23 protein-coding genes are annotated in these 23,053 nt (G+C 67.7%); 18 read left to right on the top strand and 5 right to left on the bottom strand.

The window, feature by feature from the left end; genetic code table 11:
- The first annotated feature begins 9 nt into the window (after nt 1-9).
- The 8 genes from ABGI63_RS08960 to ABGI63_RS08995 all read left to right on the top strand — a co-directional run bounded on the left by ABGI63_RS08960 (nt 10) and on the right by ABGI63_RS08995 (nt 8,911).
- Nucleotides 10-951 (top strand): ABC transporter permease, encoded by a 942-nt coding sequence (locus tag ABGI63_RS08960; RefSeq protein WP_269838663.1) that lies wholly within the window; start codon nt 10-12, stop codon nt 949-951.
- 73 nt (nt 952-1,024) lie between these two features.
- On the top strand, nt 1,025-1,867 hold the full coding sequence (locus ABGI63_RS08965) for an ABC transporter permease (RefSeq protein WP_349742107.1): 843 nt from the start codon (nt 1,025-1,027) through the stop codon (nt 1,865-1,867).
- A complete protein-coding gene (locus tag ABGI63_RS08970) occupies nt 1,864-2,886 on the top strand; it encodes an ABC transporter ATP-binding protein (RefSeq protein WP_349742108.1) in 1,023 nt (340 codons plus the stop codon). The genes ABGI63_RS08965 and ABGI63_RS08970 overlap by 4 nt, the downstream gene beginning before the upstream one ends.
- On the top strand, nt 2,886-3,857 hold the full coding sequence (locus tag ABGI63_RS08975; protein WP_349742109.1) for an ABC transporter ATP-binding protein: 972 nt from the start codon (nt 2,886-2,888) through the stop codon (nt 3,855-3,857). Before ABGI63_RS08970 ends, ABGI63_RS08975 begins: the two co-directional genes overlap by 1 nt.
- Nucleotides 3,854-5,128, top strand: coding sequence for an alanine racemase (locus ABGI63_RS08980; protein ID WP_349742110.1), 1,275 nt, complete (start codon nt 3,854-3,856; stop codon nt 5,126-5,128). Before ABGI63_RS08975 ends, ABGI63_RS08980 begins: the two co-directional genes overlap by 4 nt.
- A gap of 1 nt (nt 5,129) precedes the next feature.
- Complete coding sequence (locus ABGI63_RS08985; RefSeq protein WP_269838668.1) at nt 5,130-6,035, top strand: MurR/RpiR family transcriptional regulator; 906 nt, start codon at nt 5,130-5,132, stop codon at nt 6,033-6,035.
- Nucleotides 6,028-7,476 carry an N-acyl-D-amino-acid deacylase family protein gene (locus ABGI63_RS08990; protein WP_349742111.1) on the top strand — a complete coding sequence of 483 codons (1,449 nt, stop codon included), beginning with the start codon at nt 6,028-6,030 and terminating at the stop codon, nt 7,474-7,476. The genes ABGI63_RS08985 and ABGI63_RS08990 overlap by 8 nt, the downstream gene beginning before the upstream one ends.
- A 193-nt stretch (nt 7,477-7,669) precedes the next feature.
- On the top strand, nt 7,670-8,911 hold the full coding sequence (locus ABGI63_RS08995; RefSeq protein WP_349742112.1) for an esterase-like activity of phytase family protein: 1,242 nt from the start codon (nt 7,670-7,672) through the stop codon (nt 8,909-8,911).
- Nucleotides 8,912-8,917: 6 nt separating this feature from the next.
- Here the strand turns inward: ABGI63_RS08995 and ABGI63_RS09000 are convergent, their stop codons facing one another.
- Nucleotides 8,918-9,655, bottom strand: a complete 738-nt coding sequence (locus tag ABGI63_RS09000) for a Crp/Fnr family transcriptional regulator (protein ID WP_137941101.1) — start codon at nt 9,653-9,655, stop codon at nt 8,918-8,920.
- Nucleotides 9,656-9,875: 220 nt separating this feature from the next.
- Here ABGI63_RS09000 and ABGI63_RS09005 point away from each other — a divergent pair, with 220 nt between their 5' ends.
- The 8 genes from ABGI63_RS09005 to ABGI63_RS09040 all read left to right on the top strand — a co-directional run bounded on the left by ABGI63_RS09005 (nt 9,876) and on the right by ABGI63_RS09040 (nt 18,517).
- Entirely contained in the window at nt 9,876-11,822 is a 1,947-nt protein-coding gene (locus ABGI63_RS09005; protein ID WP_349742113.1) for an AMP-dependent synthetase/ligase, read from the top strand.
- Nucleotides 11,822-12,607, top strand: a complete 786-nt coding sequence (locus ABGI63_RS09010) for an ABC transporter ATP-binding protein (RefSeq protein WP_349742114.1) — start codon at nt 11,822-11,824, stop codon at nt 12,605-12,607. Before ABGI63_RS09005 ends, ABGI63_RS09010 begins: the two co-directional genes overlap by 1 nt.
- A gap of 10 nt (nt 12,608-12,617) precedes the next feature.
- Nucleotides 12,618-13,547 carry a branched-chain amino acid ABC transporter permease gene (locus tag ABGI63_RS09015; protein ID WP_262970003.1) on the top strand — a complete coding sequence of 310 codons (930 nt, stop codon included), beginning with the start codon at nt 12,618-12,620 and terminating at the stop codon, nt 13,545-13,547.
- Between the two features lie 18 nt (nt 13,548-13,565).
- Complete coding sequence (locus ABGI63_RS09020) at nt 13,566-14,642, top strand: branched-chain amino acid ABC transporter permease (RefSeq protein ID WP_349742115.1); 1,077 nt, start codon at nt 13,566-13,568, stop codon at nt 14,640-14,642.
- 52 nt (nt 14,643-14,694) lie between these two features.
- Nucleotides 14,695-16,038, top strand: a complete 1,344-nt coding sequence (locus ABGI63_RS09025) for an ABC transporter substrate-binding protein (RefSeq protein ID WP_432767390.1) — start codon at nt 14,695-14,697, stop codon at nt 16,036-16,038.
- 101 nt (nt 16,039-16,139) lie between these two features.
- Entirely contained in the window at nt 16,140-16,946 is an 807-nt protein-coding gene (locus ABGI63_RS09030) for an ABC transporter ATP-binding protein (RefSeq protein ID WP_137941096.1), read from the top strand.
- Nucleotides 16,947-16,962: 16 nt separating this feature from the next.
- Nucleotides 16,963-17,274 (top strand): hypothetical protein, encoded by a 312-nt coding sequence (locus ABGI63_RS09035; RefSeq protein ID WP_349742116.1) that lies wholly within the window; start codon nt 16,963-16,965, stop codon nt 17,272-17,274.
- The gene (locus ABGI63_RS09040) at nt 17,267-18,517 is read left to right on the top strand and encodes a phenylacetate--CoA ligase family protein (protein ID WP_349742117.1); all 1,251 of its coding nucleotides are present in this window, start codon (nt 17,267-17,269) and stop codon (nt 18,515-18,517) included. Before ABGI63_RS09035 ends, ABGI63_RS09040 begins: the two co-directional genes overlap by 8 nt.
- A gap of 31 nt (nt 18,518-18,548) precedes the next feature.
- Here the strand turns inward: ABGI63_RS09040 and ABGI63_RS09045 are convergent, their stop codons facing one another.
- Nucleotides 18,549-19,103 carry a rhodanese-like domain-containing protein gene (locus tag ABGI63_RS09045; RefSeq protein ID WP_349742118.1) on the bottom strand — a complete coding sequence of 185 codons (555 nt, stop codon included), beginning with the start codon at nt 19,101-19,103 and terminating at the stop codon, nt 18,549-18,551.
- Nucleotides 19,104-19,272: 169 nt separating this feature from the next.
- Here ABGI63_RS09045 and ABGI63_RS09050 point away from each other — a divergent pair, with 169 nt between their 5' ends.
- Entirely contained in the window at nt 19,273-20,241 is a 969-nt protein-coding gene (locus tag ABGI63_RS09050; RefSeq protein ID WP_349742391.1) for a tripartite tricarboxylate transporter substrate-binding protein, read from the top strand.
- 55 nt (nt 20,242-20,296) lie between these two features.
- Here the strand turns inward: ABGI63_RS09050 and ABGI63_RS09055 are convergent, their stop codons facing one another.
- From ABGI63_RS09055 to ABGI63_RS09065, 3 genes are read right to left on the bottom strand one after another with little or no spacing between them, the layout of a single operon-like run.
- A complete protein-coding gene (locus ABGI63_RS09055; protein ID WP_349742119.1) occupies nt 20,297-20,689 on the bottom strand; it encodes a VOC family protein in 393 nt (130 codons plus the stop codon).
- Between the two features lie 26 nt (nt 20,690-20,715).
- The gene (gene dtd / locus ABGI63_RS09060) at nt 20,716-21,156 is read right to left on the bottom strand and encodes a D-aminoacyl-tRNA deacylase (RefSeq protein ID WP_262969998.1); all 441 of its coding nucleotides are present in this window, start codon (nt 21,154-21,156) and stop codon (nt 20,716-20,718) included.
- 2 nt (nt 21,157-21,158) lie between these two features.
- Nucleotides 21,159-22,043 carry a cation diffusion facilitator family transporter gene (locus ABGI63_RS09065; protein ID WP_349742120.1) on the bottom strand — a complete coding sequence of 295 codons (885 nt, stop codon included), beginning with the start codon at nt 22,041-22,043 and terminating at the stop codon, nt 21,159-21,161.
- A gap of 77 nt (nt 22,044-22,120) precedes the next feature.
- Here ABGI63_RS09065 and argB point away from each other — a divergent pair, with 77 nt between their 5' ends.
- On the top strand, nt 22,121-23,053 hold the full coding sequence (argB, locus tag ABGI63_RS09070) for an acetylglutamate kinase (RefSeq protein ID WP_137941089.1): 933 nt from the start codon (nt 22,121-22,123) through the stop codon (nt 23,051-23,053).

The raw sequence follows: 23,053 nt of genomic DNA on the forward strand, positions 1-23,053 counted from the left end.
CCTAGCCCCATGCTGAAGTACCTGCTTTCGCGCCTGGGCGGCATGGCGCTGGTGATGGCCATCGTCGCGGTGCTGGTGTTCCTGCTGACGCGCGCCGCGCCCGGCGATCCGGTGGCCGTGCTGCTGGGCGACCAGGCCACGCCGGCCGACATCGCCCGCGTGCGCGTGCAGTACGGGCTGGACCAGCCGCTGCTGCTGCAGTTCGGCTACTGGCTGCGCGAACTGGCCCAAGGCAATCTGGGTGACTCGATCTTTCTGCAGCGCCCGGTCACGCAGGCGCTGTGGGAGCGCGCCGAGCCGACCTTTCTGCTGGCCCTGCTGGCGGTGGCCATCGCGGCGCTGATCGGCGTGCCCTGCGGTGTGCTGTCGGCGGTGTTCCGTGGCCGCTTCATCGACCAGTTCTTCACCGGCCTGGCGATGCTGGGCGCCAGCATCCCGAGCTTCTGGATGGGGCTGGTGCTGATACAGATTTTCGCGGTGGGCATGGGCTGGTTCCCGGTCTCGGGCTATGGCGAGCCCGGCGCGCCCTTGCTGGCGCGCCTGCACACGCTGGTGCTGCCGGCCCTGGTGCTGGGCCTTCTGAACTCGGCGCTGATCATCCGCTTCACACGGGCCTCGATGCTGGACGTGCTGGGCGAGGACTATGTGCGCACCGCCCGCTCCAAGGGTCTGCCCGAGGGCGTGGTGGTGTTCAAGCATGCGCTGCGCAATGCGCTGGTGCCCATCGTCACGGTGCTTGGGCTCACCGTCGCGCTGATGATTGGCGGCGCGGTGATCACCGAGACGGTGTTCGGCCTGCCCGGCGTCGGCAATCTGGTCGTCAACGCGGTGCTGCGGCGCGACTACCCGGTGATCCAGGGCGCGCTGCTGGTGATCGCGGCCATCTATGTGCTGATCAATTTCTTCATCGACCTGCTGTACATGCTGGTCGATCCGCGGGTGAAGGTATGACGCCCCCACGCTCACTTCGTTCACTGCCCCCCGAGGGGGCGCGGCTTCCCTTTGGGCGGCCAGGCAGGAAGCCATGAAAGTGCCGCTCGCTCTCAAACAACTGGTGCGCCGCCGCATCGTGCTGCTGGCCATGGTCGTGCTGGCGCTGATCTCGGTGCTGGCGCTGGGCGCCGAGGCCTTCGGCCGCTTCGACCCGAACGACACCGCCATCATGGAGCGGCTGCGCGGCCCCGGCGCCGCGCACTGGCTGGGCACCGACGAGCTGGGCCGCGATGTCTATGCCCGCATCGTCCATGGCGGCCGCTACTCGCTGATGATCGCCGCCAGCACCGCGCTCGGCGCCGTCTTGATGGGCACCTTGCTGGGCCTGGTGGCCGGCTTCTTCAAGCGCCTGGACGGGCCGCTGATGCGCCTGGTCGACGCGATGATGTCCTTCCCCGACATCCTGCTGGCGATCGCGCTGGTGGCCATACTCGGGCCTTCGATGTTCAACGTCGTGCTGGCCCTGGTGCTGGTCTACACGCCGCGCGTCGCGCGGGTGGTGCGGGCCTCGACCCTGGTGCTGCGCGAGCTGCTCTTCGTCGAGGCGGCGCGCGCGGTCGGCGTCAGCACGGGGCGCATCCTGTGGCGCCACATCCTGCCGAATCTGCTGTCGCCGGTGCTGGTGCAGCTGTCCTTCATCTTCGCCTATGCCATCCTGGCCGAGGCCGGCCTGTCCTTTCTGGGCGTCGGCGTGCCGCCCGACATCCCCACCTGGGGCACGATGGTGGCGGGCAGCCAGAGCTATGCGCACCAGGCCTTCTGGGTCGTGCTGTTCCCGGGCCTGGCCATCATCTTCACGGCGCTGTCCTTGCAACTGGTCGGCGACGGCGTGCGCGATCTGCTGGACCCGAAACTGAAGAAGTCGATGCGATGAGTAGTAGCCGTCACGAGCCTCTGCTGAGTGTCCAGGGCCTGGGCACCGCCTTCCCGGCCCATGATGGCCTGGTGCGTGCGGTCGCCGATGTCAGCTTCGAGGTGCTGCCGGGCCGCACGACCGCCCTGGTCGGCGAATCGGGCTCGGGCAAATCGGTCACCAGCCTGACGCTGATGGGCCTGCTGCCCAAGGACTGCGGCGCGCAGATCAGCGGCCGCGCCGAGTTCCTGTGCCGCGACGGCCGCCAGGTCGATCTGCTGAGCCTGCCGCCCAAGCAGGCCCGGGCGCTGCGCGGCAACGAGATCGCGATGATCTTCCAGGAGCCGATGACCAGCCTGAACCCGGTGCTGACGATAGGCGAGCAGATCGCCGAGAGCCTGCGCCTGCACAAGGGCCTGGAGCGCGCGGCCGCGCTGGCCGCCGCCAAGCGCATGCTGGAGCTGGTCGAGATCCCGGCCGCCGGCCAGCGCCTGCATGAATACCCGCACCAGCTCTCCGGCGGCATGCGCCAGCGCGTGATGATTGCGCTGGCGATGGCCTGCGAGCCGCGCCTCTTGATCGCCGACGAGCCGACCACCGCGCTGGACGTGACCATACAGGCGCAGATCCTGGCGCTGATGGGCCGGCTGCAGCGCGAGACCGGCATGAGCATGCTCTTCATCACCCACAACCTGGGCGTCGTCGCCCACCATGCCGATCAGGTGGTGGTGATGTATGCCGGCCGCGTCGTCGAGAGCGCGCCGGTGCGGCCGCTGTTCGCCACACCGCAACACCCCTATACCCAGGGCCTGCTGAACTGCCTGCCGGCCAAGGCGCGCAAGCCGGGCGAGCCGCGACCCAAGCGCCTGTTCGCGATCCGTGGCCAGGTCGCCAGCCCGCTGGCGCCGCCGCCCGGCTGCGCCTTCGAGCCGCGCTGCGACCGCGCCGAGGCGCGCTGCCGCGAGGCCATGCCGGCGCTGCTGGCGCAGGCTTCCGCCGAGCGCCAGGCGCGCTGCATCCATGTCGAGGAGTGGGTCTGATGCATCGAGAACAACAACAGCCGCTGATCGAGGTGCGCCAGTTGAAGCGCTATTTCGGCGATGCCAGGAAGCCGGTGCGCGCGGTCGACGATGTCAGCTTCACGATACAGCCCGGCGAGACCCTGGGCCTGGTCGGCGAATCGGGTTCGGGCAAGAGTACGCTGGGCCGCAGCCTCTTGCGGCTGATCGACCCCAGCGCCGGCCAGGTGCTGTATCGCGGCGAGGACATCACCCGGGCCGGCAGCGGCCGCATGCGCGAGCTGCGCCGCAAGCTGCAGATCATTTTCCAGGACCCCTATGCCAGCCTGAATCCGAAGATGCGCATCGCCGACATCCTCGGCGAGGCGCTGGACACCCATGGCCTGGCCAAGGGCCGCGAGGCGCGGGCGGCGCGCATCGCCGAGCTGCTGGACCTGGTGGGCCTGCGCCCCGAGCATGGCACGCGCTTCCCGCATGAGTTCAGCGGCGGCCAGCGCCAGCGCATCGGCGTCGCGCGCGCGCTGGCGGTCGAGCCGGAGTTCATCGTCGCCGACGAGCCGCTGTCGGCGCTCGATGTGTCTATCCAGTCCCAGGTCGTCAACCTGCTGTGCGATCTGCGCGAGCGCTTCAAGCTGACGATGCTCTTCATCTCGCATGACCTCGATGTGGTCGAGTACCTGTGCGACCGCGTCGTCGTGCTGTATCTGGGTCGCGTGATGGAGGTGGCCGAGACCGAGGCGCTCTATGCCCAGCCGCTGCACCCCTACACTCGCGCGTTGCTGGCCGCCTCGCCCCAGCCCGACCCCGAGGCGCCGTACCGCCCGGTGCCGCTGCAGGGCGACATCCCCAGCCCGATGAACCCGCCCTCGGGCTGCGTGTTCCGCACCCGCTGCCCCGAGGCCCAGGCGCGCTGCGCCGAGGCCCAACCCCCCTTGACCGAAGTGCGTCCCGGCCGTTTCTCGGCCTGCTGGCGCCAGGAGCTTTTCGTATGACCACGCCTGTTGTCCTGAGTGCCGCGCTGAAAGGCTTTCCGCTGACCGAGCCGCCGCTGCCGCTGGCCGAGCTGGCCGCCAAGCAATGGAATGTGCTGGCCGGCGATCTGCCCTTGCCGCTGGCCGTGATCAAGCGCGAGGCGCTGGAGCACAACGTCCGCTGGATGCAGGCCTATGCGCAGAGCCAGGGCGTGGCGCTGGCGCCGCATGGCAAGACGACGATGAGCCCGCAGCTGTTCCAGCGCCAGCTCGATGCCGGCGCCTGGGGCATCAGCTTTGCGACCATCAAGCAGCTGGCGGTCGGCGTCGCCAGCGGCGTTCGCCGCGCGGTGATCGCCAACCAGGTCTGCAGCGAGGCCGACCTGGCCGGTCTGGCGGCGCTGCTCGGGCAGCACGCCGATCTGCGCGTGGTCTTTCTGGTCGACTCGCTGGCCCAGTGCGCGCTGATCGAGCGCTGGCACCAGAGGCAAGACCTGGCACCTGTTTTCGAGGTGCTGCTGGAGATCGGCCTGGTCGGCGGCCGCAGCGGCACGCGCGACGAGGCCGAGGCGCTGGCGCTGGCCGCGCATCTGCACGCCAGTCCGGTGTTCCGGCTGGCGGGCATCGAGTGCTATGAGGGCCTGGGCGCCACCGGCGACAGCGCGGTCGACACCGCCTATGCCGACGCGCTGATGGCGCGGGTGCAGGCGGTGGCCCGCAGCTGCGCCGAGCGCGGCTGGTTCGACGCGGCCGACGAGATCATCGTCTCGGCCGGCGGCTCGGGCATCTTCGATCTGGTGGCCGGCGCGCTGCGGCCGCGCCTGGGCAAGCCGGTGCTGGGCCTCTTGCGCTCGGGCTGCTACATCACCCATGACCATGGCCACTACAAGCGCCTGGTCAGCGTGCTGGACCAGCGCTGCCGGCATGTCGACGGCCTGCAGAGCGCGCTGGAGGTCTGGGCCCTGGTGCAGTCCTGCCCCGAGCCGGGCCTGGCCATCCTGGCCGTGGGCCGGCGCGACATCTCCTTCGACATCGATCTGCCCACCCCCGTCTGGCATGCGCCGCTGGACTCGCGCGCGCCGCTGGCCGCACCGGCCGCCTGGCGCATCACCGGGCTCAATGACCAGCACGCCCATCTGCGCTGGGACCCGGCCGCCGCGCTGGGCCCGCAGGTCGGCGACCGGCTGGGCCTGGGCATCTCGCATCCCTGCACGACCTTCGACAAATGGACTTGGCTGCCCATCGTCGAGAACGACTACCGCGTCAGCGACGCGGTGCTGACCCATTTCTAAGATGAGCCATAGCAGCAATCACAAAGGCCTGATGGCCGCGATCGCCGAGGCGCAGCAGAAAGCGCCGGCCGCGCGCCGCGCGATCTTCGCGCTGATGCTGGAGGATCCGGAGCGCGTGCTGGACGAGAGCTTCGAGGCGCTGGCGGCGCGCAGCGGCGCCTCGGTGCCCACCATCATGCGGGCCTGCCGCGATCTGGGCTTCGCCGGGCTGCGCGAGTTCAAGCTGGCGCTGGCGCAGGAGATGGCCGTCGGCGGCTCGCCGCTGCACCGCCGCGTGCAGCTGCAGGACACCACCGAGCAGGTGGCCCACAAGATCACGCGCGGGGCGGCCGGCACCATCGCCGGCCTGAGCAGCCAGCTCGACGCCCAGGCCCTGGACGCGGCCGCCCACGCGATCGCCCACGCGACCCGCATCGATGCGCTGGCGGCCGGCGCGACCTCCAACTTCATGGCCGCCGATCTGCATGCGCGGCTGTTCCGCCTAGGCCTGGTGTCCAACGCCTGGTCCGACTTCCATTCGCAGCTGCTGGCCGCGGCCACGCAGGGACCGGGCGGCGTGGTCGTCGCGATCTCCCATGTCGGCGGCATGCCGCTGCTGCTGGAGGCGGTGGCCGTGGCACGGGCCCAGGGGGCGACCGTGATCGCGCTGACCCAGCCGGGCACCAAGCTGGCCGCCAATGCCGACATCGTGCTGGGCCTGAAGGTGCCGGAGGACGCGGTGATGCATGTGGGCACCGAGGCCTATCTGGCCCATCTGACCGCCATCGAGGTGCTGACCGTGCTGATCGCCAAGGTGATCGGCGAGCCGGCGGTCTATCGCCTGCAAAGCGTGCGCGAGGTGCTGCAGCGCCATGGCATCGACACGCACGACCATCCGCTGCTGAACTGGCAGGTGCCCCATGAGTGAGTCCTGGCTGCTGCATGGCGGGCTGATCGTCGACGGCTCGGGCGCGACGCCGGCCTGGCGCGGCGATGTGCTGCTGCAGGGCGAGCGCATCGTGGCGATGGGCGAGGGGCTGACGAGCGCCAGCGCGCGCCGCCTCGACTGCGCCGGCAAGGTGATCGCGCCGGGCTTCATCGATGTGCACACCCATGACGACGCGCTGGTGCTGGAGCAGCCCGATTGCCTGCCCAAGATCTCGCAAGGCATCACCACCGTGGTGGCCGGCAACTGCGGCATCTCGCTGGTGCCGCTGCTGACCGAGGCACCGCAGCCGCCCTTGAACCTGCTGGGCCGCACGGGCTTTCGCTTCGCCAGCTTCGCGGCCTATCAGGAGGCGGTCAACGCGGCGCTGCCGGCGGTCAACGTGGTCTCGCTGATCGGCCACACGGCGCTGCGCTTCGCGACGATGAGCGACGTGACACGGCCCGCGTTGCCGGCCGAGCTGGCCCGCATGGAGGCGCTGCTGGACGCGGCGCTGGCCGAGGGCGCGCAAGGCCTGTCCTCGGGCCTGTTCTACCAGCCGGCTGCCGCCGCGCCGGCCGCCGAGGTGCTGGCGCTGGCACGCGTCGTGGCCCGCCATGGCGGCGTCTATGCGAGCCATCTGCGCGACGAGATGGCGGCGATCCTGGAGGCCATGCACGAGGCCGCCGACACCGCCTTCGAGGCCGGGGTGCCGCTGATCTTCTCGCACCACAAATGCGCCGGCCCGGCCAACTGGGGCCGCACGCAGGAGACCTTGCCGCTGATCGATCGTTTCGCCGCACGCCAGGGCGTGGGCCTGGACGTCTACCCCTATCTGGCCGGCTCCACCGTGCTGCGCGAGGACCTGGTCGACGGCGTCATCGAGGTGCTGCTGACCTGGAGCGAGCCCTATCCCGAACTGGGCGGGCGCAGCCTGGCCGATATCGCGGCCGAGTGGGGCGTCGACCAGAAAGAAGCCTGCCGGCGCCTGCAGCCGGGTGGCGCCTGCTACTTCCAGATGCATGAGGACGATGTCGAGCGGGTGCTCGCGCACCGGCTGACGATGATAGGTTCCGACGGCCTGCCGCATGACCGCCATCCGCACCCACGGCTGTGGGGCGCGTTCCCGCGCGTGCTGGCGCGCTACTGGCGCGAACGCGGCCTGTTCACCTTGGAGCAGGCGGTGCACAAGATGACCGGCCTGTCGGCACGCCAGTTCCGCCTGCAAGAGCGTGGCGAGCTGCGCCCCGGCTGGGCCGCCGATGTCGTCGTGTTCGACCCCGAGCGGGTGCAGGACCTGGCCAGCTTCGAGGCGCCGCTCTTGCGCTCGCAAGGCATAGATGCGGTTTTCGTCAACGGGCGGCAGGCCTATGACGGCGGTGCGGCGGTGCTGGCGCGGGCCGGGCGGGCCTTGCGCCGAAGCTCGGGGCCTGGGCAGGGCTGAATCGGCCGGCTGGTCTGAACAGACCATGGCAGGGGCTCGCCCGGCCGTCAAAAAGTCACGCTGAAGCTGGAACATAGCAGGCCTGAGCGCAGACTCCGACCGCTGTGCGCCCGGCAAAGCCGGCGTCGCGGCCGCCGGTCTCGCCCCTCCACGACAGCCCTGAGCGATCAGGGCTTCTGCCCGAAGGACTCGCATGAACTCGCTCAAGCCCCTGACCCTTGCCCTGACCCTGGGCCTGCTGACCTTGTCGGCCCATGCCGACGCACCCATCAGCCTGAGCTATCTGGGCCAGCAGATCGTGCCCAGCGGCACCTCGTACGCCGGCACCACGGTGGGCGGACTGTCCGGCATCGATTTCGACGCCGCCAAGCAGCGCTATTTCGCCATCAGCGATGACCGCTCGGGCCTCAACCCCGCGCGCTTTTACACGCTCAATCTGGACATCGCTCGGTTCAGCCGCTCAGCCACGCCCGGCATGGCGGGCGTTGGCTTCAGCAGCGTCACCACCCTGCAGCGCCCCGAGGGCGGCGCGTTCGGACTCAACACCGTGGATCCGGAGGGCCTTCGCTACAACGCCGGCACCGGCACCCTGTACTGGAGCAACGAAGGCCAACGTTCGGCGGCGGGCTTCCAGAACCCCAGCGTGCGCGAGATGAAGCTCGACGGCAGCCATGTGCGCAGCTTCAGCGTGCCCGGCGACTTCAATCCGGTGGGCAGCAACTCGGGCCTGGCCGCGGGCGATAGGGGCGTCCACAACAATCTGGCCTTCGAGAGCCTGACCCTGTCCACCGACGGCAAGACGCTCTACACCGCCACCGAGAACGGGCTGGCCCAGGACAGCCCGCCGTCAGCGCTTGCCAACGGCTCGACGGCGCGCATCCTGGCCTTCGATGTCGCTTCCGGCGCGGCCGCTGCGCAGTACGCCTACCAGGTGGCGCCGGTGGTCATTGCGCCGAATCCGGCCAACGGCTTCGCCACCAACGGCCTCACCGACCTGCTGGCCATCGGCGACCGCCAGTTCATTGCCATCGAACGCTCCTTCGCCGCCGGTGCGGTGACGCCGGGCACTCCGGTTACCGGCAACACCATCCGCCTGTTCCATGTGGATGCGCGTGCGGCGACCGACATCTCCGGCATCGGCGATCTGAGCGGCGCCAGCTACACCCCCGCCGAGAAGACCTTGCTTGCAGACCTGTCCACGCTGCAAAACGATGACGGCAGTTTTCTGGCCACCGACAATATCGAAGGTTTGACCCTGGGGCCGGTCGTCAACGGCAAACAAACCCTGATCCTGGTTTCGGACAACAACTTCTCGGGCACTCAGTTCACCCAGTTCATCGCGCTGGAAGTCAGCGCCGTGCCCGAGCCCGGCAGCTGGGCCCTGCTGCTGGCAGGCTTGTTTGCCGTGGGCCGTCTGACGCGGCGTCGCCGCTGATTCCGCTCAGGTGGCGCGCATCGGAAAGCTGCGCAGCCCCTGCAGATCCAGCACCCGCAGCCCGCCGTACTCGACGCTGATCAGCTGCTGCTCGTGCAGGCGCTTCAAGGCCTCGTTGACGCGCTGGCGCGACAGGCCGACCAGATAGCCCAGCTCCTGCTGGGTGATGCGCAGCATGCTGCCGACACCGGGGTAGAGCTGCGGGTGGAATAGCGCGGCGAGGTTGCGGGCCACGCGCACATCGGGGTTGCCGATGCGGTCGGTTTCGCGCGCCGCGATGAACTGGCCCAGGCGCTCGTTGAGCTGGTTCAGCACAAAGCGGTTGAAGCCGATGCTGTGCTCCAGCAGCTCGTGAAAAGTGTCGATCGGCAGGCCGGCCACCACGCTCTTGCGCAGCACCTGGATGTTGTAGCGATAGACCTCGCGCTTGAGCAGCGTCCCCTCGCCGAACCAGCCGCCCGGCGGCACGCCGGTGAAGGTGATGGCCTGGCCGGTCGAGTCGTCATTGCTCATCTTCAGCAGGCCGTCGACGACGCCGAACCAGAAATTGGCTTGCCGGCCGATGCGGCAGACCCGCTCGCCGACCTCGGCATCGGCCACCTGCAACTCGGCCACTGCCTGCTCGCGCTGCGCCGGCTCCAGCACGGCCAGCCAGGGAATGGCGTCGAGCTCGCTGCGGGTGGCGGCGCGGGCGCGCTGGCGCAAGGGCGCGCCGCTGGGGCTGGAGAAGGCGGAGACGGTCATGGCGCAGTCTTTATCGTGCAGCTTGACAGCAGGCTTACAAGCAACTCCTGGACACCCCCGGGAAAGCACGCCCCCGGGGTGTCCCTAGGAATGTCGTCGCAACGACAGCCTGGCGTCAAAGTCAGGCCTAGTATTGCACCCACTGAAGGCATGCAAGCCCCGCAGAAGGGCGCCATGCACCAGCACCGCCCGGCGGTGCGGACAGCACAGGAGACAGATGGTGGCGACGACTTTCCCCAGGCTCTTGATCGACCACGCGGCGCGACGGCCCGATGCCGCTGCCTTGCGCGAGAAGGAATACGGCATCTGGCAGACGCTGACATGGGCGCAGCTGGCCTTGCTGGTGCGCGAGCTGGCCCATGGCCTGGCCCAGGCCGGGCTCAAGCGCGGCCAGCATCTGGTGGTGGTCGGCGAGAACCGGCCGCGGCTGTATGCCAGCATGCTGGCGGCCCAGTCGCTGGGCGCGATTCCGGTGCCGCTGTACCAGGACGCGGTCAGCGCCGAGTTCGTCTTCCCGATCAACAACGCCGAGATCGCCTTCGCGGTGGTCGAGGACCAGGAGCAGGTCGACAAGCTCCTGGAGATCCGCGAGCAATGCCCGCAGCTGCAGCACATCTGGTTCGACGACCCGCGCGGCCTGCGCAACTATGCCGAGCTGGGTCTGGCCTCGCTGGATGATTTGTGCGCGCGCGGCCGCCAGCATGCCCATGCCCACCCGGCTTTCTACGATGCCCAGGTCCAGCTCAGCGAGCCCGGCGATGTGGCGGCGATGTTCTTTACCTCGGGCACGACCGGCAATCCCAAGGGCGTGGTCCATACCCACACCAGCCTGATCGACCGCGCCCAGGCCGGCGCTCGCTTCGACAATCTGAGCAGCAGCGAAGAGGTGCTGGCCTATCTGCCGCCGGCCTGGATAGGCCAGAACATCTTCAGCTACGCGCAGTGGCTGGCCTGCGGCTATGTGGTCAACTGCCCCGAGTCGACCAGCACCGTCTCCATCGATCTGAAGGAGATCGGCCCGACCTATTACTTCGCGCCGCCGCGGGTCTTCGAAGGCCTCTTGACCAGCGTGATGATACGCATGGAGGATGCCGGCGCGATCAAGCGCTGGCTGTTCGCGCGCTGCATGAGCCTGGCGCGTCGCGTCGGGCCGGCGCTGATGGACGGCAAGCCGGTGGGCGGCAGCGACAAGCTGCTGTATGCGCTGGGCAATCTGCTGATCTACGGCCCGCTGCGCAACACGCTGGGGCTGTCGCGGGTGCGCGTGGCCTACACGGCCGGCGAGGCCATAGGCCCCGATCTGTTCAGCTTCTACCGCAGCATAGGCATCAATCTGAAGCAGCTCTACGGCTCGACCGAGACGGCCGTGTTTGTCTGCCTGCAGCCGGACCACCAGGCGCGCGCGGACACGGTCGGCGTGCCGATCGACGGCGTGCAGATCAAGCTGGCCGACAGCGGCGAGATCCTGGTCAAGTCGCCGGGGCTGCTGAAGGGCTATTACAAGAACGAGGCCGCGACGGCCGAGGTGCTGACGCCGGATGGCTGGTACCACACCGGCGACGCCGGCTTCATCGATGCCAGCGGCCACCTGAAGATCATCGACCGCGCCAAGGATGTCGGCCGCATCGCCGGCGGCCCCAATGACGGCGCGATGTTCGCGCCCAAGTATGTCGAGAACAAGCTGAAGTTCTTCGCCCATATCAAGGAGGCGGTGGCCTTCGGCGACAAGCGCGAGCGCTGCTGCGCCTTCATCAATATCGACTTCGAGGCGGTGGGCAACTGGGCCGAGCGCCGCAACCTGCCCTATGCCGGCTATACCGACCTGGCGCAAAAACCCGAGGTCTATGAGTTCATACGCGACTGCGTCGAGCAGGTCAATGCCGACCTGGCCCAGGACGAGCTGCTGGCCGGCAGCCAGATCAGCCGCTTCCTGATACTGCACAAGGAACTCGATGCCGACGACGGCGAGCTGACCCGCACGCGCAAGGTGCGGCGCGGCGCGGTGGCCGACAAGTACGCGGTGCTCATTGATGCGCTGTATGGCGGCAGAAGCTCGCAGTTCATCGAGACCGCAGTGAAGTTCGAGGACGGGCGCAGCGGCAGCGTGTCGGCCGATCTGAAGATCGTTGATGTGAAGACCTTTCCCGCAGTCAGGAGGGCCGCCTGATGGCCGAGAAGAAGATCGGGGAAGTGATCCTCGACGTGCAGAACATCTCGCTGGCTTTCGGCGGCGTCAAGGCGCTGACCGATATCTCGTTCAACGTGCGTGAGCATGAGATCCGCGCCATCATCGGCCCCAACGGTGCCGGCAAGAGCTCGATGCTGAACTGCATCAACGGCGTCTACCAGCCGCAGCAAGGCTCGATCACCTTCAAGGGCCAGACCTTCAAGCACATGAACTCGCGCCAGGTGGCGGAGATGGGCGTGGCGCGCACCTTCCAGAACCTGGCCCTGTTCAAGGGCATGAGCGTGCTGGACAACATCATGACCGGCCGCAATCTGCGCATGAAGACCAATATCTTCCAGCAGGCGGTCCGTTGGGGCGCGGCCGAGCGCGAGGAGATCGCGCAGCGCGAGAAGGTCGAGCGCATCATCGATTTCCTCGAGATCCCGGCCTATCGCAAGACCCCGGTCGGGCGCCTGCCCTACGGCCTGCAAAAGCGCGTCGACCTGGGCCGCGCGCTGGCGATGGAGCCGCAGGTGCTCTTGCTGGACGAGCCGATGGCCGGCATGAATGTCGAGGAGAAGCAGGACATGTGCCGCTTCATCCTCGATGTCAATGACGAGTTCGGCACCACCATCGTGCTGATCGAGCATGACATGGGCGTGGTGATGGACATCTCGGACCGCGTCGTCGTGCTGGACTACGGCAAGAAGATCGGCGATGGCGCGCCCGACGAGGTGCGCGCCAACGAGGACGTGATCAGCGCCTATCTCGGCACCAGCCACTGAGGACAAGAACATGGGACCGTTTCTCGAAACCCTGATCGGCGGCCTGATGGCCGGCATGCTGTACTCGCTGATCGCGCTGGGCTTTGTGCTGATCTTCAAGGCCAGCGGCGTCTTCAACTTCGCGCAGGGCGCGATGGTGCTGTTCGCGGCGCTGGCGATGGCGCGCTTCTCCGAATGGATCCCGCAGTGGACCGGCATCGAGAGCAAGCTGGTCGTCAATGTGCTGGCCTTCGCCGTCGCGATGGCCATCATGATCGCGCTGGCCTGGTGCATCGAGCGCCTGGTGCTGGGCAAGCTGGTCAATCAGGAGGGCATCACGCTCCTGATGGCGACGCTGGGCATCACCTATTTCATCGACGGCTTCGGCCAGACCATCTTCGGCTCGGACATCTACAAGATCGATGTCGGCATGCCCAAGGATCCGCTGTTCCTGTTCGAGAGCGTGTTCCAGGGCGGCATCCTGGTGGGCCAGGAAGACCTGATCGCGACCGTCGTGGCCGCCGCCCTGGTCGGCGCGCTGGCGCTGTTCTTCCAGTACACCTCGACCGGCCGGGCGCTGCGCGCGGTGGCCGATGACCACCAGGCCGCCCAGTCGATCGGCATTCCGCTCAAGCGCATCTGGGTCATCGTCTGGAGCGTGGCCGGTTTCGTCGCGCTGGTGGCCGGCATCATCTGGGGCTCCAAGCTGGGCGTGCAGTTCTCGCTGTCGCTGGTGGCGCTGAAGGCGCTGCCGGTGGTGATCCTGGGCGGCCTGACCTCGGTGCCGGGTGCCATCATCGGCGGCCTCTTGATCGGCGTCGGCGAGAAGCTGTCCGAGGCCTATATCGGGCCGATGCTGGGCGGCGGCATCGAGATCTGGTTTGCCTATGTCTTGGCGCTGGTGTTCCTGCTCTTCAGGCCTCAGGGTCTGTTCGGCGAAAAAATCATTGACCGCGTCTGAGCCCAGGAGACACAGACCATGCTCTATCGTGAGAACGGCCAGTTCAAGACCTCGTACCGGGCCGACCAGCAGATCTTCCCGATCGCGCAGGACCGCTTTGTCATCGGCCTGATCATCGCTGCGGCCCTGCTGCTGGTGCCGGCCCTGGCCGACGAGTACATGCTGCGGGCCATCTTCATCCCCTTCCTGATCCTGTCGCTGGCCGCGATCGGGCTCAATATCCTGGTCGGCTACTGCGGCCAGATCTCGCTGGGCACCGGCGCCTTCATGGCGGTGGGCGCTTATGCGGCCTACAACTTCTTTGTCCGCATTCCCGGCATGCCGCTGATCCCGGCCCTGCTGCTGGGCGGGCTGTGCGCGACCGTGGTCGGCGTCTTCTTCGGCATTCCCTCGCTGCGCATCAAGGGCCTGTACCTGGCGGTCGCGACCCTGGCTGCCCAGTTCTTCACCGACTGGGCCTTTCTGCGCATCAAATGGTTCACCAATGAATCGGCCTCCGGCTCGGTCAGCGTCTCGGGCCTGCAGGTGCTGGGCCTGCCGATCAACACGCCGCTGCAGAAATATCTGTTCTGCCTGCTCTTCGTGATCGTGTTTGCCTGGTTGGCCAAGAACCTGGTGCGCGGCCATATCGGCCGCTCCTGGATGGCGATGCGGGACATGGATGTGGCGGCCAGCGTGATCGGCATCCGGCCGGTGCAGGCCAAGCTCAGCGCCTTCGCGGTCAGCAGCTTCATCGTCGGTTTGGCCGGCGGGTTGTGGGGCTTTGTCCACCTGGGTTCCTGGGAGCCGGCGGCCTTCTCGATCGACCGCAGCTTCCAGCTGCTCTTCATGGTCATCATCGGCGGGCTGGGCTCCATCACTGGGGCATTCTTCGGCGCCGCCTTCATCGTGATTTTGCCGATCTTCCTGAACCAGGCGCTGCCGGCGCTGGGCAGCCTGTTCGGCATCAATGTCGACACCGCCCTGGTCAGCCATACCGAGGCGATGGTGTTCGGCGCCCTGATCGTGTTCTTCCTGATCGTCGAGCCCCATGGCCTGGCCAAGCTCTGGTCCACCGCCAAGGAGAAGCTCAGACTCTGGCCTTTCCCGCACTGAAGTCAAGCCATACCAACCCGGCACCCAAGAGTGCTTTTTCTAGGAGACAAGCATGACGACGTTGAATATCAGGCGCTTCGCGCTAGCGGCCACCCTGGTCGGTGCCGGCCTGGCCTCGCTGGTCACGGCCCCGGCCTTCGCCCAGGCCAAGGAACAGTTCTTCCCGGTGCTGGTCTACCGCACCGGCGCCTATGGCCCCAACGGCACGCCCTGGGCCAATGGCTATGTCGACTACCTGAAGCTGGTCAATGCCCAGGGCGGCATGAACGGCGTCAAGATCTCCTTCGAGGAGTGCGAGTTCGGCTATGCGACCGACCGCGGCGTCGAATGCTATGAGCGCTTGAAGGGCAAGAACGGCGGCGCCACCGTGTTCCAGCCGCTGTCCACCGGCGTGACCTTCGCGCTGACCGAGAAGGCCCCGGCCGACAAGATCCCGCTGATCACGGCCGGCTATGGCCGCAGCGAGAGCCAGGACGGCGGCGTGTTCAAGTGGAACTTCCCGCTGATCGGCACCTACTGGATGGCCGCCGACGTGCTGATCCAGCATCTGGGCAAGAAGGAGGGCGGGCTGGACAAGCTCAAGGGCAAGAAGATCACCCTGGTCTATCACGACAGCCCCTATGGCAAGGAGCCGATCCCGCTGCTGCAGGAGCGCGCCAAGATGCATGGCTTCGAGTTCAACTCGATCCCGGTGACACACCCCGGCGTCGAGCAGAAGTCGGCCTGGCTGCAGATCCGCCAGCAGCGTCCCGACTATGTGCTGCTGTGGGGCTGGGGCGTGATGAACACCACCTCGCTGAAGGAAGCGCAAGCCACCGGCTATCCGCGCGACAAGATGTACGGCGTCTGGTGGGCCGGCGCCGAGCCGGACGTCAAGGACGTGGCCGATGGCGCCAAGGGCTATAGCGCACTGACCATGCAGCATGGCGTGCACCCGGATGCCAAGGTCACCCAGGCCATCCTGAGCCAGGTCCATGCCAAGGGCCAGGGCACCGGTCCGAAGGACGAGGTCGGCCAGGTGCTGTATATGCGCGGCATGATCTCGGCGATGCTGGCGGTCGAGGGCGTCAAGCGGGCCCAGGAGCGCTTCGGCAAGGGCAAGGTCATGACGGGCGAGCAGGTGCGCTGGGGCCTGGAGAACCTGGCGCTGGACCAGAAGAAGCTCGACGGCCTGGGCTTTGCCGGTGTGATGCGCCCGGTCTCGACCTCCTGCGTCGACCATATGGGCTCGGCCTGGGCGCGCGTGCAGACCTGGGACGGCAAGAAGTGGGCCTTCAGCTCCGACTGGTACCAGGCCGACGAGATGATCATGAAGCCCATGGTCAAGCAGGCGGCCGACAAGTACAGCAGCGAGAAGAAGCTGGATCGCCGCACCCCGGCCGACTGCCAGTCCTGATCCCTTCTCCGTCGCGCCCCATCGGGGGCGCCGGGGCTCCCGACGGAGCCCTTGTCACAGCGCCGCGCGCGGCGTTGTGACGAGTCAACGAGGCTGAGACCATGAGCAATATTCTTCTGAACGTCAACGGCATCGAGGTCATCTACAACCATGTGATCCTGGTGCTGAAGGGCGTGTCCCTGCAGGTCAAGGAGGGCGCGGTCGTGGCCTTGCTGGGCGGCAACGGCGCCGGCAAGACCACCACCTTGCGGGCGGTCTCGAACCTGCTGGCCGGCGAGCGCGGCGAGGTCACCAAGGGCAGCATCGAGTTGCGTGGCGAGCGCATCGAGAAGCTCAGCACCTCGGCGATGGTGGATCGCGGCGTGATCCAGGTGATGGAGGGCCGGCATTGCTTTGCCCACCTCAGCATCGAGGAAAACCTGATGACCGGCGCCTACACCCGCAAGGACGGCAAGGCGGCGGTGGCCGAGACCCTGGAGAAGGTCTACAACTACTTCCCGCGCCTGAAGACGCGGCGCGGCTCGCAGGCTGCCTACACCTCGGGCGGCGAGCAGCAGATGTGCGCGATCGGCCGCGCGCTGATGGCCAACCCGAAGATGGTGCTGCTCGACGAGCCCTCGATGGGCCTGGCGCCGCAGATCGTCGAAGAGGTGTTCGAGATCGTCAAGGACCTGAACAGCAAGGAAGGCACGACCTTCTTCCTGGCCGAGCAGAACACCAATATGGCGCTGCGCTATGCCGACTACGGCTACATCCTGGAGAACGGCCGCGTCGTGATGGACGGCGAGGCCAAGGCGCTGCGCGAGAACGAGGACGTCAAGGAGTTCTATCTGGGCATGGGCGGCGGCGACCGCAAGAGCTTCAAGGACGTCAAGAGCTACAAGCGCCGCAAGCGCTGGTTGGCCTGAACCGGGAGCGCCTGCGATGAGCGACGACGAACCCCAGGACTTCTTTGCCCCGCCGGCCTTCAAGCCCGACCTGGCCCTGATCCAGCTCAAGCGCGCCTTGCGCGATCTGCGCCAGCTCAGCGAGCGCGGCAACGGCTTCACCCTGCAAGGCCTGAGCGTGATCGAGCTGAGCATCGACGCGACCCAGCTGACCGCCCGGCTGGCCCGGCGGCCGGCGCGCAGCCCCGAATGGGACAGCAAGACCTGCAAGAGCAGCGCCGATGTGCGTGCGCTGCAGGATGAGATCAAGAAGCGCCTGGCGCGCTGGACGGATGACAAAAATGAGTAGCAGCACGGCTTTCCACGACGCCCTCGAAACCCGCGACCCGGCGCAGCGTGAGCAGGCCTTGATGGCCGCGCTGGCCGGCCAGATCGCCCATGCGCAAAGCCGGGCGCCGGCCTTTGCCGAGCTGCTGGCCGGCGTCGACGCCAGCACCATCAGCAGCCGCGCGGCGCTCGCCCGCCTGCCGGTGACGCGCAAGCAGCAGCTGCTGGAGCGCCAGCAGGCGCAGCGCCCGGGCCAGCCCTTTGGCGGTTTCGCGGCGATCGGCTGGGGCACGGCCCGGCGCGTGTTCCAGTCGCCCGGCACGATTTACGAGCCCGAAGGCCGGGCCGGCGACTACTGGCGGGTCGCCCGCGCCCTGCATGCGGCCGGCTTCGCGGCCGGCGAGCTGGTGCACAACAGCTTCAGCTACCACCTGACCCCGGCCGGCTCGATGATGGAAACCGGCGCCCATGCACTGGGCTGCACGGTGTTCCCGGGCGGCGTCGGCAATACCGAGCTGCAGCTGCAGGCCATTGCCGAGCTGCGGCCCGATGCCTATGTCGGCACGCCCAGCTTTCTGAAGATCCTGCTCGACAAGGCGGCCGAGGCCGGCCAGACCCTGTCCCTCACCAAGGCCTTGGTCAGCGGCGAGGCTTTCCCGCCCTCGCTGCGCGACTGGCTGATCGCGCGCGGCGTGCAGGGCTACCAGTGCTATGCCACCGCCGACCTCGGCCTGATCGCCTATGAGACGGCGGCCCGCGAGGGCCTGGTGCTGGATGAGGGTGTGATCGTCGAGATCGTGCGCCCCGGCAGCGGCGATCCGGTGCCGGACGGCGAGGTCGGCGAGCTGGTCGTCACGACCCTGAATGCCGACTACCCGCTGATACGCTTTGGCACCGGCGACTTGTCGGCCGTGCTGCCGGGGACTTGCCCGACCGGCCGCACCAACACCCGCATCAAGGGCTGGATGGGCCGGGCCGACCAGAGCGCCAAGGTGCGCGGCATGTTTGTCCATGCCGCCCAGGTGGCCGAGATTGCCAAGCGCTTCCCGGCGGTGCTGCGGGCGCGGCTGGTGGTCGAGGGCGAGATGGCCCAGGACCGCATGAGCTTGAAGCTGGAGGTGGCCGAGCCGGCCGAGGGCCTGGCCGAGCAGGTGGCCGGCGTGGTGCGCGACATCACCAAGCTGCGCGCCGAGGTGCTGCTGCTGGCGCCGGGAACCCTGCCCAATGACGGGCGGGTGATCGAGGACGCACGCAAATATGACTGAGCCGGGCGGCTGAGGCGGCCCTCGCCCGGAGTCAGCGAGTCGCCAGCAATTCGGGCGACGCGGCGGGGTCGCGCAGGCTGGCGGCGGCCATGCGGGCCGATACCGTAGCGCCCAGGCTCACCAGGCGCTGTGGCACCGGCAGGCGAGTACCGGCCGAAGCGGCGGTCTGGCGCCCGCTCATCTGCCACTCGGGGACACCGCCCACCAGCCACAGCACGCGGCCCGTGGCCAGCTGCTGCAAGGCCTGGTAGAGCGCTTGTGCACGGCCATCGCCGGCCTCGCCGTAGATCAACACATCACGCGACAGATCGATGCCGGCGGCCGATACCGCCGCGCTCAAGGCCTGCGTATCGCCCGCAGCCAGCCAGTCCAGGCAGGCCTGGGCGTCCAGTCGCACGGCGCCCGGCAACAGCGGGGCGGCAGAGGCGGTGCGCACATCCCAGGGCTGGGCCCCTTCCTGCAGCCGCTGTTCGGCCGCCGCCGCCGACACCACCTCGGCCTGCGCCAAGCCGGTAACCAGGGCCAGCCCTGCAAACAGGCCGGCGGCGAACAGGCGAGGGCGGTGATGGACGGAGGCGGTGTTCATGCCTGCACTCTAGGGCGGGTGTCTTATTCGGTCCAATATCGATTAGCAAGATCAATATTGATATTTCGATATATGACAGCCCGAATCACTTACGTATTTCCCGCTACGCCATGCGCACAAGCGGCCCCTAGCATTGCAGGCCTGAACCTACTACACAACGAGGATGACGATGAAGAAGTTCATGCTGGCTGGTCTGGCCACCGTTGCTGCCGGTGCTGTCTGGGCCGAGTACCCCGAGAAACCCGTCAACATCGTGGTGCCGTTCTCGGCCGGCGGCCCCACCGACAAGGTGGCGCGTGATCTGGCCGAGGCGCTGCGCAAGCCGCTGGGCGCCACCATCGTGATCGAGAACGTCGGCGGTGCCGGTGGCACGCTGGGTGCCACCAAGGTGGCCAAGGCCGCACCGGACGGCTATACGCTGCTGCTGCACCACATCAGCATGGCGACCTCGCCGGCCCTGTACCGCAATATGCAGTACAAGACCCTGGACGACTTCGAGTACCTGGGCATGGTCAATGAAGTGCCGATGACCCTGATCGGCAAGCCCGGTCTGCCGGCCAACAACTATGCCGAGCTGACCAAGTGGCTGGAAGCCAACAAGGGCAAGGTCAATCTGGCCAATGCCGGCCTGGGCGCCGCCTCGCATCTGTGCGGCCTGCTGTTCCAGAGCGCCATCAAGATCGACATGACCACGGTGCCTTACAAGGGCACGGGCCCGGCGATGACCGATCTGCTGGGCGGCCAGGTCGACATCATGTGCGACCAGACCACCAACACGACCAGCCAGATCGAGTCGGGCAAGGTCAAGGCCTTCGCCGTCACGACCACCAAGCGCCTGAACACGCCGGCGCTGGCCAAGCTGCCGACGCTGGACGAGTCCGGGCTGAAGGGCTTCAATGTGTCGATCTGGCACGGTGTTTACGCACCCAAGGGCACGCCCAAGGCCATCGTCGACAAGATCAACGCGGCGCTGAAGCTGGCACTGAAGGATGCCGAGTTCGTCAAGCGTCAGGAAGCCCTTGGCGCCGTCGTCATCACCGACGGGCGTCTCAACGGCGCCGAGCACAAGAAGTTTGTCGAGGCCGAGATCAATAAATGGGGCCCGGTCATCAAGGCCGCAGGTCAGTATGCTGATTGATTGATCGAGGCTGGCCTCGCATCAGGAAACCCGCCGCTCGGCGGGTTTTTCCATTTCAGCCCTTGGCGCGGCAGATCACCGCCAGCTTGTTGCCGTCCAGATCGCGGAAGTAGGCCAGATAGATATCGGGGCCGTAGACCTCGCGCAGACCCGGCGCGCCCTCGTTGGCGCCGCCGGCCGCCAGCGCGGCGGCGTGCACGGCCTGCACCTGCTCGCGGGTCTCGGCGGCCAGGGCCAGCATGCAGCCATTGCCCACCGTGGCCGGCCGGCCGTCGAAGGGCTTGCAGATCCACAAGGTCGAATTGGCCTCGGGCTGCGCGGCCGATTTGTAGCCGACCATGTTCTCGTCGGCATAGCTGCGCTGCTGGCCCAGCGGGGCCAGCACGGCGTCGTAGAACAGGGCGGCACGACCGGGGTCGGTGGTGCCCAGGGTGGCATAGCTGATCATCGGCGTCCTCCTTGATGGTTTGTCGCTCACTGGATGCGCAGCGGGATGGTCACCGGGCCGTCGTTGAGCAGGCTGACCTGCATGTCCGCGCCGAACTCGCCGCCGGCCACCTCCGCATGCTGGCTGCGAGCGTAACTCAGGCAATGCTCGTAAAGCCGTCGTCCGAGCTCGGGCCGGGCCGCGCCGCTGAAGCTGGGGCGGTTGCCGCCGCTGGTGTCCGCCGCCAGCGTGAATTGCGAGACGATCAGCAGGCCGCCGCCGACGTCCTGCAGGCTCAGATTCATCTTGCCGGCGGCATCGCCGAAGATGCGCAGCTTCAGCACTTTGGCAATCAGCTTCTCGGCCAGCGCTTCGCTGTCTTCGGGCTCGGCACAGACCAGCAGCAGAATGCCGGGGCCGATCCGGCCGACGGTCTGGCCGGCCACATCGACCCGGGCCTCACTGACTCTTTGCAACACGGCGATCACGCTCACTCCTTCTGATTTTCAAAATGGGCTTCGACATCCAGCGGCAGCAGCTGGATGCTGGCGCGCAGCCCCGGCACCGCCTCCATCAGCGCCTGCTCGACCGCATTGCGCAGCTCGGCCGCCCGACCCAGGGTCCAGGACGGGGGCATGTGCATATGCAGGTCGACAAAACGGCGCTGGCCGGCGGCCCGGGTGGCCACATGATCGAAGCGGACCGTCGCGTCGGCATAGCCGTCCAGCACCTGGCGGATGCTGGCCTGTGCCTCGGCATCGAGCGCCTCGTCCATCAGGCCGGCGCTCGAGTCGCGCACCAGGCGATAGCCCTCGCGCAGGATATTGCCCGCCACCAACAGGGCCAGCAGCGGGTCCAGCCACAGCCAGCCCGTCAGCAGCACGCCGATCAGGCCCAGCACGACGCCGGCCGAGGTCCAGACATCGGTGAACAGATGGCGGGCGTCGGCCTCCAGCGCGGCCGAGCGGTGCTGGCGCGCCTTCTTGAGCATGGCCCAGGCCAGTCCTCCATTGAGCGCCGAGCTGAGCACGGCCAGCGCCACACCCAGGCCTATGGCCTCGACCGGCTGCGGGTCCAGCAGCCGCTGCAGCGCCGCCCAGGCAATGCCCAGGCCGGCGGCAAGAATCAGCACGCCCTCAAAGCCGCTGGAGAAGTACTCGGCCTTGTGGTGGCCGTAGGGGTGGTCGGCGTCGGGCGGGCGCGCCGCGATCGTCACCATCGCCAGCGCGAACAGGGCGCCGGCCAGATTGACCAGGGACTCCAGCGCATCGGCGGCCAGGCTGACCGAGCCGGTCCACCACCAGGCGGCGGTCTTCAAGATGATGGTGGCCAGGGCCACCGCCACCGAGAGCTTCAAATAGGCGCTGACTTGCATGCAGGCATTGTCGCGGCTGGGCCGGGCCCGGCCCCTACAATGAATTCGCTCCTCAACTTGCAGCGACAACCGACACCATGAAGACCGAGCCCCCTGCTGCCGCTCTGCCGGCGCACCAGTTTGCCGATGTTTCGCATATCGCCCCGCGCGACAAGGCCGAGATCCTGTCCCAGGCCCTGCCTTACATCCGTAAATTCCATGGCAAGACCATCGTCATCAAGTACGGCGGCAATGCGATGACCGACCCGGCCCTGCAGCAGGACTTTGCCGAGGACGTGGTGCTGCTGAAGCTGGTGGGGCTGAACCCGGTGGTCGTACACGGCGGCGGCCCGCAGATCGAGGGCGCTCTGAGCCGCCTGGGCAAGAAGGGCCAGTTCATCCAGGGCATGCGCGTCACCGACGAGGAGACCATGGAGGTGGTCGAGTGGGTGCTGGCCGGCCAGGTGCAGCAGGACATCGTCGGCCTGATCAATGTGGCCGGCGGCAAGGCCGTGGGCCTGACCGGCCGCGATGGCGGCATGATCCGCGCCCGCAAGCTGAAGATGGTGGACAAGGACGATCCGAGCAAGGAGCACGATGTCGGCCAGGTCGGCGACATCGTCGCGATCGACCCCAGCGTCGTGAAGGCGCTGCAGGACGACCAGTTCATCCCGGTGATCAGCCCGATCGGCTTCGGCGAGGAGAACGAGAGCTACAACATCAATGCCGATGTCGTCGCCGGCAAGCTGGCCGAGGTGCTGAAGGCCGAGAAGCTGGTGCTGCTGACCAACACGCCGGGCGTGCTCGACAAGGCCGGCAATCTGCTGACCGACCTGAGCGCGCGCGAGATCGACGCGCTGTTCGCCGATGGCACGCTGTCCGGCGGCATGCTGCCCAAGATCGCCTCGGCGCTGGATGCGGCCAAGAGCGGGGTCAACGCGGTCCACATCATCGACGGGCGGGTGCCGCATGCGATGCTGCTGGAGATCCTGTCCGATCAGGCTTATGGAACGATGATCCGGTCCCACTGA

Source organism: Roseateles cavernae, from assembly GCF_040187885.1.
Taxonomy (GTDB): Bacteria; Pseudomonadota; Gammaproteobacteria; order Burkholderiales; family Burkholderiaceae_C; genus Roseateles_E; species Roseateles_E cavernae.